Source organism: Streptococcus oralis, from assembly GCF_023109315.1.
Lineage (GTDB): Bacteria > Bacillota > Bacilli > Lactobacillales > Streptococcaceae > Streptococcus > Streptococcus oralis_BS.
Window position 1 is genome coordinate 46,595 of sequence record NZ_JALDUF010000002.1, and the last position, 12,265, is coordinate 58,859.

The following is a 12,265-nucleotide window of genomic DNA, read 5'->3' on the forward strand; positions in this document are numbered from 1 at the left end:
AAACTAGGATGAAAGAGATTATTGAAAAACTAGCAAAATTTGAAAATTTATCAGGTGTGGAAATGACAGATGTCATCGAGCGTATCGTAACTGGGCGTGTAACTGAAGCGCAGATTGCTTCTCTCCTCTTGGCTCTTAAGATGAAGGGGGAAACACCGGAAGAACGCACAGCCATTGCCCAAGTCATGAGAGGGCATGCCCAACATATTCCAACTGAGATACATGATGCTATGGATAACTGCGGTACAGGTGGGGACAAGTCTTTCAGCTTTAACATTTCCACAACTGCAGCCTTTGTCTTGGCTGGTGGCGGCATTCATATGGCTAAGCACGGTAACCGTTCGATTTCTTCTAAATCAGGTTCGGCAGATGTCCTTCAAGCATTGGGCATCAATCTTGATCTCAAATCAGCTGAACTAGGTAAGATTTTTGATAAAACTGGAATCGTCTTTCTCTTTGCTAAAAATATGCACCCAGATATGAAATACATCATGCCAGCTCGTTTGGAGTTGGGAATTCCAACAATCATGAACTTGACTGGTCCACTGATTCACCCAATGGCCTTAGAAACACAGTTGCTTGGTATTAGTCGTCCAGAACTGCTAGAAAGTACAGCTCAAGTTTTGAAAAATATGGGTCGCAAACGTGCCGTTGTGGTTGCTGGACCAGAAGGTCTTGATGAAGCTGGCTTGAACGGAACAACCAAGATTGCTCTTCTTGAAAATGGCGAAATCACCTTTTCAAACTTTACTCCAGAGGATTTAGGGATGGAGCGCTACGCTATCGAAGATATCCGTGGTGGCAATGCTCAGGAAAATGCAGAAATTTTGCTCAGCGTTCTTAAAAATGAACCAAGTCCATTCTTGGAAACTACAGTTTTAAATGCTGGTCTTGGTTTCTATGCTAATGGTAAGGTAGATAGTATCAAGGACGGAGTTGCCTTGGCCCGTCAAGTGATTGCTAGTGGCAAGGCCCTTGAAAAACTCAGACTGTTACAGGAGTACCAAAAATGAGTCAGGAATTTTTAGCACGAATCTTGGAGCAGAAGGCGCGTGAGGTCGAGCAGATGGAGCTGGAGCAAATCCAACCCCTGCGCCAGACCTATCGTTTGGCAGAATTTTTAAAGAATCACCAGGACAGATTACAGGTAATCGCTGAGGTCAAGAAAGCTAGCCCTAGTCTGGGAGATATCAATCTCGATGTGGATATTGTGCAACAGGCCCAGACTTATGAAGCGAACGGCGCAGTGATGATTTCGGTTTTGACAGATGAAGTTTTCTTTAAAGGGCATTTGGATTATTTGCGTGAGATCTCCAGTCAGGTAAACATTCCAACGCTCAACAAGGACTTTATCATCGACGAAAAGCAAATCATCCGCGCCCGCAATGCAGGTGCGACAGTCATCTTGCTCATTGTCGCTGCCTTGTCAGAAGAACGCTTCAAGGAACTGTATGACTACGCGACAAAGCTTGGTCTGGAAGTCTTGGTTGAGACCCACAATCTAGCTGAACTAGAGGTAGCCCACAGACTTGGTGCTGAGATTATTGGGGTTAATAATCGCAACTTGACCACCTTTGAAGTCGACTTGCAGACCAGTGTAGACTTGGCCCAGCACTTTAAGGAAGATTGTTATTACATATCTGAATCTGCTATTTTCACAGGGCAGGATGCGGAACGAGTAGCACCGTACTTTAACGGAATTTTGGTAGGGACAGCTCTTATGCAGGCAGAGGATGTGGCTCAAAGAATCAAGGAGTTGCAGATTGACAAAGGTTAAGATTTGTGGACTATCGACCAAAGAAGCGGTAGAGACAACCGTATCAGCAGGGGCGGATTACATCGGTTTTGTCTTCGCACCTAGTAAAAGACAGGTGACCTTGGAAGAGGCTGTTGAGATGGCAAAGCTCATTCCTGTCAACGTTAGAAAGGTTGGTGTATTTGTTTCACCAAGTCGAGCAGATCTGCTAAAAGCGATTGACAAAGTTGGCTTGGACTTGGTTCAAGTTCATGGTCAGGTAGGGGATGGTTTGCTTGAGAATTTGCCTTGTGCCAGTATTCAGGCTGTGCAAGTAGATGGAAATGGTCATGTGCCAAATTCTCAGGCAGATTATCTACTCTTTGATGCCCCTGTTGCTGGGAGTGGCCAGACCTTTGACTGGGGTCAACTGGATACGACAGGACTAGCTCAGCCCTTCTTTATCGCAGGTGGGCTTAATGAAGATAATGTAGTAAAAGCAATTCAACACTTTACTCCCTATGCAGTAGATGTATCAAGCGGAGTGGAGACAGATGGACAAAAAGATCATGAAAAGATCAGAAGATTTATAGAGAGGGTAAAGCATGGCATATCAAGAACCAAATAAAGATGGATTTTACGGAAAATTCGGCGGACGTTTCGTCCCAGAAACATTGATGACAGCAGTTTTGGAGTTGGAAAAAGCCTACCGTGAAAGTCAGGCAGACCCCAGTTTCCAAGAGGAATTAAACCAACTCTTGCGCCAGTATGTAGGTCGTGAAACGCCTCTTTACTACGCAAAAAACTTGACCCAACATATCGGCGGAGCCAAGATTTACCTCAAACGGGAAGACCTTAACCATACAGGGGCCCACAAGATTAACAATGCCTTGGGACAAGTTTTGCTTGCTAAACGCATGGGTAAAAAGAAAATTATCGCAGAAACAGGTGCTGGTCAGCACGGTGTAGCAACTGCAACAGCTGCGGCCCTCTTTAACATGGAATGTACCATCTATATGGGTGAAGAGGATGTTAAACGTCAAGCCCTTAATGTGTTCCGAATGGAGCTTTTGGGAGCTAAGGTTGAGGCCGTGACAGATGGTTCGCGCGTGCTTAAGGATGCGGTCAATGCAGCCCTTCGTTCATGGGTGACAAATATCGATGATACCCACTATATCCTTGGTTCTGCCTTGGGGCCTCATCCTTTCCCAGAAATTGTTCGTGACTTCCAAAGTGTCATCGGGCGAGAGGCTAAACAACAGTACCGTGACTTGACCGGCCAAGATTTACCAGATGCCCTAGTAGCTTGTGTTGGTGGTGGTTCTAATGCTATCGGACTCTTTCATCCATTTGTAGAAGATGAGTCTGTAGCTATGTATGGGGCTGAAGCAGCTGGACTTGGTGTGGATACAGAGTACCACGCAGCGACCTTGACCAAGGGACGTCCAGGTGTTCTCCATGGTTCTCTCATGGATGTGCTCCAAGATGCTCATGGTCAAATTCTTGAAGCCTTCTCTATCTCAGCAGGTTTGGACTATCCTGGTATCGGTCCGGAACATTCTCACTACCATGATATCAAACGTGCCAGCTATGTTCCTGTGACTGACGAGGAAGCTTTGGAAGGTTTCCAACTCTTGTCTCGTGTGGAAGGAATTATACCAGCCTTGGAATCAAGCCACGCCATTGCCTTTGCAGTGAAATTGGCCAAAGAACTCGGTCCAGACAAGTCGATGATTGTCTGCCTATCCGGTCGTGGGGACAAGGATGTAATTCAAGTCAAAGACCGCTTAGAAGCAGATGCAGCAAAGAAGGGAGAAGCCCATGCCTAAGACACTAACAGAAAAATTGAAGGCTATCAAAGCAGCAGGAAAAGGAATTTTCGTTCCTTATATCATGGCTGGGGACCATGAGAAAGGTTTGGATGGTCTCGGTGAAACAATCCACTTTTTAGAAGATTTGGGTATTTCAGCTATTGAAGTGGGTATTCCCTTTTCAGACCCTGTTGCAGATGGACCTGTGATTGAAGAAGCAGGCTTGCGCAGTTTAGCTCATGGGACTTCTACCCAAGCTTTGGTTGAAACCTTGAAAACCATTCAGACTGAGGTTCCACTGGTCATCATGACCTACTTCAATCCCCTCTTTCAGTACGGTGTGGAGAAATTTGTCAAAGATCTGGCAGATACAGCAGTTAAGGGCTTGATTATCCCAGACTTGCCTCATGAGCATGCCAACTTTGTAGAGCCCTTTTTGGCAGACACGGACATCGCCTTGATTCCCCTAGTTAGCTTGACAACAGGAATTGAGCGTCAGAAAGAGTTGATCAAGGGAGCTGAAGGCTTTGTCTATGCTGTTGCCATCAATGGGGTGACAGGGAAGTCAGGAAATTACCGTGCAGACTTGGACAAGCACTTGACACAATTGCATCAAGTAGCTGACATCCCAGTCTTGACAGGTTTTGGTGTATCTAGTCAGGCTGATGTAGAACGTTTCAATGCGGTGTCAGATGGCGTTATCGTCGGTTCGAAAATTGTAAAAGCCCTCCATCAAGGAGAGCCGATTCAGGAATTTATCAAACAAGCAGTAGCTTACCAAAAATAACCAAACAAGCAGCAAGTAAGAGGAAAGGCACAAAAGGAAGTCTTTCCTTTTTCTTTTGCGAAAGAAAGGCTAAAATCCCTGCCGCAGAAGCAAACTGGATCAAGATGAGTAATTCTGTCGCGCTAAAGATGAGAGAACAAGAAGCTAGAAAGAGGAAATCTCCTGCGCCTATTCGGATATCGATAAAATGAGCCATGATTCCGAGGGCAAGGAAGAAGACCATAATCGGATTCCAACCACAGAAAGACATGAGGATTAGGTGGAACGTCAGCCAGACTAGTAAGGGATATTCCTGATGGAGAAGGTCGTAGATGCCTAAGGTCAAGCCAGCAGTGATTAGGATGACTTGACCAAAGGAAAGCCAGCCCCATGACCAAGCCAGAAAGAGGACACCCAAGCCCAATTCAAAGAGGGCATACCAGAAAGGATAGTGTGCCTTGCAGTAGCGACAGCGAAAGCGATTGAAGAGCTGAGAGAGGATCGGAATCAAATCTAAGGGACGCAAGCGAGTCTGACAGGAATTGCAGTGGCTAGCTGGTCGAATAATGGATTGCTCAGGGAAACGGTCAATAACCAAACCCAAGAAAGAAGCGAGAATGCTCCCGACAAGAAAATAATAAAGATCAATCATACTTATCTATTCGTAAAAAATAAGAGAAGTAGTATAATAAAGAAACATTGATAAGATGGTGAGGTCAAGATGATGATTCGTTTTGAAGAAAATATGAGCACAGAAAACGCTCAATTCGTATGCCAATGGTCCAACTCCCTTGGCAAATCCTTCCAAGAACAATGGATGGGACCAAAGGTTCCTTTTCCACTGACCCTTCAAGCCTTGCAAGATTTGGAAGGAATCTTTTCAATCTTTGATGGACAAGAGTTTGTGGGGCTTATCCAGAAAATCAGGCTAGAAGACAGGAATCTTCATATCGGGAGATTTTTTATCAACCCCCAGAAACAGGGGCAGGGCTTAGGTAGCCAGGCTTTAAGGAAATTTGTCAGTTTAGCCTTTGAAAATGAAGACATAGATACTATTTCTCTAAATGTCTTCGAGGCAAATCAAACAGCTTACAATCTTTACCAAAAAGCAGGATTTGAACTCGTTCAAATGGTTGAAGTACCCATACGAAAATACATCATGAAAAAGGGCAGATAGCAGATTAACTTTGTAGTAAAAACTCCTTTTTCGCTGTGAAGAAGGCTATACTATTTTAAAGGTAGAAGGAACGGCTCGTATGAAAAAAACAGATATTTTTAAAGACATTATTTGGATTATGACACATGATTCATCTACAGTAAAAGATCGCAAAGGGTGCAACCCTCAGCCTTTTCTAGAAAAGATTACAGATGATATGGCTGAGCAAGAATTTCTCTATCAAGTCAGGACTTATCTTGCTAGTTTTGGGATTATTGGGCATGTTTCTTTTCATGATAAAAAATCAGGTCCGAAAGGTTTTCTTTTGAGGATAAGTGATCAGGAAATGTTTGTTGAGGAAGCAAACCAAGATACAGGCCTCCAAGTGGGGGATCGAATCCTCAGTCTGGACGGGATGAGTTTGGAGCAAGTAGCTTTGCAACACCCAAATTACTTTATTAGTCTGACTCTAGAAAGACGATACCGAGAATGGGCAGATTTGCTACTGATGGCAGAGCAAGTGACCGTCTTGCGAGATGGACAGGAGATGTCTATTACAGTTCGTGCTAGCCAGCAAGCTCAAAAAGCTCAGATCTTTTGGAAAGAGTTGGAGTCAGATATCCTCTATCTACGCTTAGATAATTTTATGGATGAAGAAGCGATTAGCCGTTTATACCAAGAGTGCTTGCAGAAGATTACTGAGACAGAAACTCTTATTATAGATGTCCGTTACAACAATGGGGGCACGGATTCTTTGTATTTTCCGCTCTTACATCTTGGCTTGGAGGAAGGGAAAGGCTATGACACTCTTGATTTACAGGATGATGGAATGGAAATTCTCTATACAGAAGGAAATGTCGAACGACGCTTAAAAGACTTTGAAACATGGCTTCAACAAGAAAATATCAGTCCTGATACGGTGAAACTGCTTGAAGATTTTCGTAATAACTTACTCCAAAATCGAGGGAAAGGCTATGTTCGGTATAAGGATGATCAGGACGAGCTTTTTCCAGGTGTTAAGGGTGGTCACTATCCAGAGCAAATTTTTGTTTTGTCGGATATTTATTGTGCCTCATCAGGAGATAATTTTGTCAAGATGATGAAGAATTTTAAGAAAGTAACAGTTATCGGCCGTCCAACGCTTGGTATTTTAGACTACTCAAATTGTTGCAAGGTAGATTATGATGATTACTTTTTGATGTTCCCAACTTCTCGCTGGTTGGCTATAGATAAAGGCAAAGGGATGACGAACAAAGGTGTTCTTCCTGATATAGAAGTCCCTTGGACTCCTGCACATTTTGAACGAGATGTAGATCTAGATAAATGTCTGGAGTTGATTGAGATGAAGAGGAAACATTAGATTGTTTAAATAAAAGACTTAGTTCTGTATGAAATAGAGCTAAGTCTTTTGCTTTTGATTTGTTTGTAATTGAGTAAAATGATTGTATCACTGAGGGGTAAAAGAATTTTTTACACACCAAATATATCTTGAGCATCCGTTGATAGAATAAAAGTAGGGAGGATACAAAAAAAGCCTTGAAACCAAGGCCTTTCCTGTTGTATTTAGATGCCACCTGCATGAATTTGTAAGAACTTTTCATATTGAAAATAAACAAAAATGTTGAAATATAGCTGATTTTAGGGAAATACTTTTAGGTATTTTCAATGTCAGGATTTAAAAATGGGGCAAAAGTGGGGCAAAAACAAATTAACGAAAAAAATATCGAGTTCGTGCATCAAGTAAATGATAAATTGCAAGAATAAGTGCAACATTTACTCGAACTCATCCTCTAGAGCTTCACTAGCAGTTCTGTAAGCTAAACATTTTCGTGGTCGGTGATTGATATCATATAAAGCCTTGGTTCCCAAAGCTTTTTTATGTTATAAACTCATTAAAAGAACCCCCAGTTAGATTTGGAATATTTTTTATTCTGTGTCACATAAAAATAAATAAAATGAATAGCTATAGCTAGAGCTAAAATGGTTGTTATACTCACTACTATTATAGGATTAGAAGCAAAGATTAAAGAGAGAATCAAGGCAGCCAGATAGAGTGTAGCTTGGACACAGTAGTAACTTTTCGAATAGCGAAGATAGTGTTTGTTACAGGGCCCATTTGCTAGGACAGCAGCTTGGAAGAGGCCAATTCCGATATAAAAGAAGCTGGTTGCAAAGAGAAGATTAGTTTCAGGATTCAGAAGAAAACTCATCGAAACGGTCATCATAAGAAGTCCAATGAAAATAGGATAGTGACTGTAAATTAGAAATAGTCCCTTTTGATTAGATTCTTCATCAATAGCATGGTCGAATTGACCAAAATAAAACAAGAACAGAGAAATCATAATAATGAAATAAAGAACCGAATAAATCGAGAAATTCTCGATTGTAAAGAAGTTAGCTAGCTCCGTAATCATCTCTCCAAACATAATAATGACAAGAAGGGAGATACGCTCGATTAAATGGGGGAGATTTACCTGGTAATGCTTATCTTTATTAAGCAAGATACTTGGCATAATAAATGTTAGCAGAATACTAGCAAATAAGATATAGACTCTAAGGTAAATAGGAAGAAGAGCTGCTAGATAGAATCCTAAACTTCCTAGACCTGTTATCCATAGAAAACCTTTGATACTTTCCCGATTAGCATCATCGGTTGATTTTCTAAAAAATTCAACCAAATATTGAAAAAATAAGGTAAGGGTTAATGTACCAATAGCCCAACAGAGATAATGAAAATATTGTTGCCAATCAGGTCCAATCATATTGGCTATAAAGAGTAAAATTCCCATTTTGATAAACATGATTACCATGTTAAATAAAGAGTTCTTTCCATAGCGATTGGTATAATCGGTTTGAATCATCCAGGAATCGATGAGAAACAAAGTAGCAATGAAAAAATCAAGGAAAGAATTCCAAGTCAAAATACCGTTATGAAGATGGTCAATTAAAGTAGTTACTTTTGAAATTGCAAAAACAAAAACTAGGTCATAAAAAAGTTCTGAAAATTCTACACGTTTATGCTTAATAAGAGTTGTCATATTAATACCTTTCTACTTTAGAAATACAATACATTATAACAGAAAATGGTAATGAAAGAAAGGAAGATGCTTAAATAACTTCATGTGGCGCGAATTGTCAAAACCTTGGAGCACATTTACCTCATGTACCAACTCACAGGCAGAGTGTTTGATGATTGATAATGAAGAATAAGATTTTACAATAGAAAAGCGAGGATATCCTCGCTTTTTTTATTTAATCTAATAGCTCCTTATTTTCAATTAAGAGTTCTAGTGGAGATTTATCCCTTGCTACAATAAAACCAGGTTCATATTGGTTATGAAGTGTTCTTTAAAAAGTGGACCGGCCAAACCGTTTCAGAATATAGAGTTCAGCCTCATGGATAGAGAGTGGGACAGAAACCGGTAATTCGTTAGAATTCGATTTCGTCGTCCCACCTCCGCACAGTTGAGTGGGCTCTACTACGCTGATTTCATCAGCTTTTAAAGCCCTACTCAACCACTGCGTCTTGTTCGATAATCCAAAGACAATTGAGAGGCTAGGACTTTTGTCCCAGCCTCCAATAAAGAGTGAGTGCTAAGACTACAAAAAAGCCTTGGTTATCAAGGCTTTTTTCTGTTGATTTAGATGCCCCAACTGAGCTAAGGAGGCAACAAAAAAAGCTGAGAATATGATTTCCCAGCTTTTTTGAATGCGATAGAAATAGCAACTAGACTATTTACGAAAGGCATCAAGGATATAGGTGAAACCAACAATTAAAAATGCAAAGGCAACGACATAAACGACAAAGACACTTGTAGCTACTGGATTGAACAAAATCACTAGACCTAGTAAAAATGCAAGCAACGCTATCCACATGATATGGTTGCCAATAATAGGGAAAATCAATCCCAAACGATTGCCTTTAAAGAAAACTATAATGGCTTCTACAATTAACCAAATTCCTAAAATAGTTGGAATGACAACTGGCAGCGTCACAAAGCCATAGGCAACGAGGTAAAGAGCTAAGAGAAGATTAACAATCCCTTGGAAAAGATGAGCTGGTGAGCGAAGCTCTTTTGGTACAGAGAAATAGCCTAAAATAGCTGCTATAGAAGAAACCAGTAAACCAAATGCAATCCACCAGCTGTAAGCAACAAGATTAGCTACTGGGTTTGTAAATAGGAAAAGTCCTAAAAGGACAAAAACAACTCCTGCAAGGAATAGCAGTAAACGATTAGAAAATTTCATTTCAATACCCCCTATATAGTATAGTATAGTTTGATAATAATAATATTATACACCTTTTTAGAGGAAATATCAATAAACAAAATGGAAAATTTGGAAGTTTCAGTCTGATTTATGAAAAGAAAATCAGTTTTTATTATTTTGAAAATAAAAAGAGAAGATAAAATTTGTCTTCTCTACATGAAAATATTGTATGGAATCAAAGCAAAAGTAACTGGCTTTACACTATTTGTAAAGATGTAATTTGATTCAAAAAGAAAAGATAGATTTAAAATGTGGGACAAATGATGGGGTAAATCAGTTATAGACAAGCAAAAAAAGCCTTGATTTACAAGGCTTTTTCCTGTTGTATTTAGATGCCCCCTACAGGGATCGAACCTGTGACCCACGGATTAAGAGTCCGCTGCTCTGCCAGCTGAGCTAAGGAGGCAAAGAAAAAAGCTGTATTGGTGCCGAAACTTCACGGTTTGTATTGAACCCGCGCAATTAAGCAGGTGGGCAACTCGCTCTAACTGAAGCTGTTTCCGTGTGAGACGGCCTACATGCTGTTAGAAGACTTTTGTTTCCCTAATAATACAAAAAATAGTCGGTCAACACTTAAGTGTGAAGTCGTACACCACAGCGTTTCTATGTTTATATAATACCACTTTTTCAAAAAAAATCAAGAGGAAAGTGCAATTTTTTGAAAAGGATTTCAGATTTTTCGCAAACGGTCGATAGCTTCCTTTCTTTGAGCCAAAGCCCGTTCATATTTACCAGTATCTTCTGCTTGGAAATAGTGATGATTACGAATTTTTTCTGGTAGATAGTCTTGCTTGACCCAATTTCCAGGATAGTTGTGTGGATAGAGATAGTCTTGGGCATTCCCCAGTTCCTTGCTTCCGCTGTAGTGCCCATCACGCAGGTGCCGCGGAATAGGCAAGTGCCCTGATGTTTTGAGGTCAGCAAGTGCCTTATCCATAGCTACATAGGCTGAGTTGGATTTTGGAGAAAGAGCCAAATCAATCACGACGTTGGCAATGAGGATGCGAGCTTCGGGAAAACCAATCTTTTGGGCAGCATCCAGAGCAGTCACAGTGTGAATCTGGGCTTCAGGATTGGCCAAACCGATATCTTCATAAGCGATAACAGTCAAACGACGAGCGAGACTTGGCAAATCACCAGCCTCAATCAAGCGAGCAGCATAGTGAAGACTGGCATCGACATCCGAACCTCGTATGGACTTTTGCAGGGCTGAGAGTACGTCATAATGTCCATCCCCATCCTTATCCATGGTGATGTAGCTCCGTTGTAGGCTATTTTCCATGACATCAAGGGTGATATGGCGGATGCCCTCGTCATTTTCAGGGGTAGAAAGAACTGCCAAATCCAGTGAGTTGAAGGCAGAACGAAGGTCTCCGTTTGTAGAGGATGCGATGAAATCCATCGCATCCTCATCTAGTTCTACTGGAAAATCAAAACCACGCTCAGGGTTACTTAGAGCTATCTGAAGAGCCTCTTTGACGTCTTGGTTAGACAGAGGTTCCAACTCAAAAATTTGAACACGGCTACGAATGGCAGGAGTGACAGAGAAGAAAGGATTTTCAGTCGTAGCGCCAATCATGATGACCAGTCCACTTTCCAAGAGTGGAAGTAGAAAGTCTTGCTTGGTCTTGTCTAGACGATGAATTTCGTCTAGTAATAGGACGAGACCACCAGAAAATTTAGCCTCTTCCGCGATTTCTTGCAGTCGCTTTTTACTATCAACCGTCGCATTGAAAGTTCGAAAGGCATACTTAGTAGTCCCAGCGATGGCTGAGGCAATACTGGTCTTGCCGATTCCTGGAGGTCCGTAGAGAATCATGGAGGACAGACGGTTGGCTTCCACCATGCGGCGGATGATTTTTCCAGGTCCGACCAGATGATCCTGACCGATGACCTGGTCGATGGTTTTAGGGCGCATGCGAAGCGCGAGATTGTCTGGCATAGCAGTCCTTTCTAACGTGGATTTTCTGATGTATATGTGGTAAGATGGTAGTATCTATTTTAGCATATTTCCGAGCAATCGGGGCGATTTAAGAGTCGCATAGAAAGAGGACAAAATGGCAACATACGGATTTTTAGATGTTTTAGAGGAGGAGTTGGACAAGAACTTTCCCTTTGACTTTGAGATTAGTTGGGACAAGCGCAATCACGCGGTAGAAGTGAGTTTTTTACTAGAAGCGCAAAACGCTGCAGGTGTGGAGATGGTGGATGAAGACGGAGAGGTGTCATCAGACGATATCCTCTTTGAGGAAGCAGTCCTTTTCTACAATCCTGCAAAGTCAACGGTTAACGCAGAAGACTATTTAACAGTCATCCCTTACCTACCTAAAAAAGGATTTTCTCGTGAATTTTTAGCTTATTTTGCCCTTTTCCTCAAAGATACTTCCGAGATTGGGCTAGATGCCCTCATGGACTTTTTAGAAGATCCAGAAGCGGAAGAATTTGTTATGGAATGGAACCAAGAAGTCTTTGAAGAAGGGAAAGTCGGCTTGGAAGAAGGAGAATTTTACCCTTATCCGAGATATTAG

The 12,265-nt window shown here is 41.4% G+C and carries 12 protein-coding genes, 1 tRNA gene and 1 pseudogene; 8 read left to right on the plus strand and 6 right to left on the minus strand.

Annotation, left to right across the window (positions count from 1 at the left end; all coding sequences use genetic code 11):
- Window positions 1-8: 8 nt before the first annotated feature.
- The 5 genes from trpD to trpA are packed head-to-tail and all read left to right on the plus strand — an operon-like array spanning window position 9 to window position 4,333.
- Complete coding sequence (gene trpD, locus M1F74_RS02905; RefSeq protein ID WP_247946241.1) at window positions 9-1,013, plus strand: anthranilate phosphoribosyltransferase; 1,005 nt, start codon at window positions 9-11, stop codon at window positions 1,011-1,013.
- Window positions 1,010-1,777: an indole-3-glycerol phosphate synthase TrpC gene (gene trpC, locus M1F74_RS02910; RefSeq protein ID WP_084938956.1), complete on the plus strand. Its 768-nt coding sequence runs from the start codon at window positions 1,010-1,012 to the stop codon at window positions 1,775-1,777. Before trpD ends, trpC begins: the two co-directional genes overlap by 4 nt.
- Window positions 1,764-2,363 (plus strand): phosphoribosylanthranilate isomerase, encoded by a 600-nt coding sequence (locus M1F74_RS02915; RefSeq protein ID WP_162278920.1) that lies wholly within the window; start codon window positions 1,764-1,766, stop codon window positions 2,361-2,363. The genes trpC and M1F74_RS02915 overlap by 14 nt, the downstream gene beginning before the upstream one ends.
- On the plus strand, window positions 2,341-3,564 hold the full coding sequence (gene trpB, locus M1F74_RS02920) for a tryptophan synthase subunit beta (RefSeq protein WP_247946242.1): 1,224 nt from the start codon (window positions 2,341-2,343) through the stop codon (window positions 3,562-3,564). Before M1F74_RS02915 ends, trpB begins: the two co-directional genes overlap by 23 nt.
- The gene (gene trpA, locus M1F74_RS02925) at window positions 3,557-4,333 is read left to right on the plus strand and encodes a tryptophan synthase subunit alpha (RefSeq protein ID WP_247946243.1); all 777 of its coding nucleotides are present in this window, start codon (window positions 3,557-3,559) and stop codon (window positions 4,331-4,333) included. The genes trpB and trpA overlap by 8 nt, the downstream gene beginning before the upstream one ends.
- On the opposite strand, the gene M1F74_RS02930 is transcribed toward trpA, so the two are convergent.
- Window positions 4,305-4,964, minus strand: coding sequence for a prepilin peptidase (locus tag M1F74_RS02930; protein ID WP_247946244.1), 660 nt, complete (start codon window positions 4,962-4,964; stop codon window positions 4,305-4,307). The two genes, trpA and M1F74_RS02930, sit on opposite strands and share 29 nt — an antisense overlap.
- A 69-nt stretch (window positions 4,965-5,033) precedes the next feature.
- Here M1F74_RS02930 and M1F74_RS02935 point away from each other — a divergent pair, with 69 nt between their 5' ends.
- Both M1F74_RS02935 and M1F74_RS02940 read left to right on the plus strand, forming a co-directional pair.
- The gene (locus M1F74_RS02935; RefSeq protein WP_000973462.1) at window positions 5,034-5,489 is read left to right on the plus strand and encodes a GNAT family N-acetyltransferase; all 456 of its coding nucleotides are present in this window, start codon (window positions 5,034-5,036) and stop codon (window positions 5,487-5,489) included.
- A 79-nt stretch (window positions 5,490-5,568) separates the two neighbouring features.
- Window positions 5,569-6,828, plus strand: coding sequence for a S41 family peptidase (locus tag M1F74_RS02940; RefSeq protein ID WP_247946245.1), 1,260 nt, complete (start codon window positions 5,569-5,571; stop codon window positions 6,826-6,828).
- 532 nt (window positions 6,829-7,360) lie between these two features.
- Here the strand turns inward: M1F74_RS02940 and M1F74_RS02945 are convergent.
- The 5 genes and pseudogenes from M1F74_RS02945 to M1F74_RS02960 form a co-directional block, all read right to left on the minus strand.
- A complete protein-coding gene (locus M1F74_RS02945) occupies window positions 7,361-8,506 on the minus strand; it encodes a low temperature requirement protein A (RefSeq protein ID WP_247946246.1) in 1,146 nt (381 codons plus the stop codon).
- Between the two features lie 214 nt (window positions 8,507-8,720).
- Window positions 8,721-8,816, minus strand: a pseudogene (locus M1F74_RS10135) (XRE family transcriptional regulator); the annotation flags it as partial.
- A 384-nt stretch (window positions 8,817-9,200) separates the two neighbouring features.
- Entirely contained in the window at window positions 9,201-9,716 is a 516-nt protein-coding gene (locus tag M1F74_RS02950) for a DUF308 domain-containing protein (protein WP_000672740.1), read from the minus strand.
- A gap of 354 nt (window positions 9,717-10,070) precedes the next feature.
- A tRNA-Lys gene (locus tag M1F74_RS02955) sits at window positions 10,071-10,143 on the minus strand.
- Window positions 10,144-10,407: 264 nt separating this feature from the next.
- Window positions 10,408-11,679: a replication-associated recombination protein A gene (locus M1F74_RS02960; protein WP_045616767.1), complete on the minus strand. Its 1,272-nt coding sequence runs from the start codon at window positions 11,677-11,679 to the stop codon at window positions 10,408-10,410.
- 115 nt (window positions 11,680-11,794) lie between these two features.
- Between M1F74_RS02960 and M1F74_RS02965 the strand changes: the two genes are divergently transcribed.
- Window positions 11,795-12,265, plus strand: a complete 471-nt coding sequence (locus M1F74_RS02965) for a DUF3013 family protein (protein ID WP_000257099.1) — start codon at window positions 11,795-11,797, stop codon at window positions 12,263-12,265.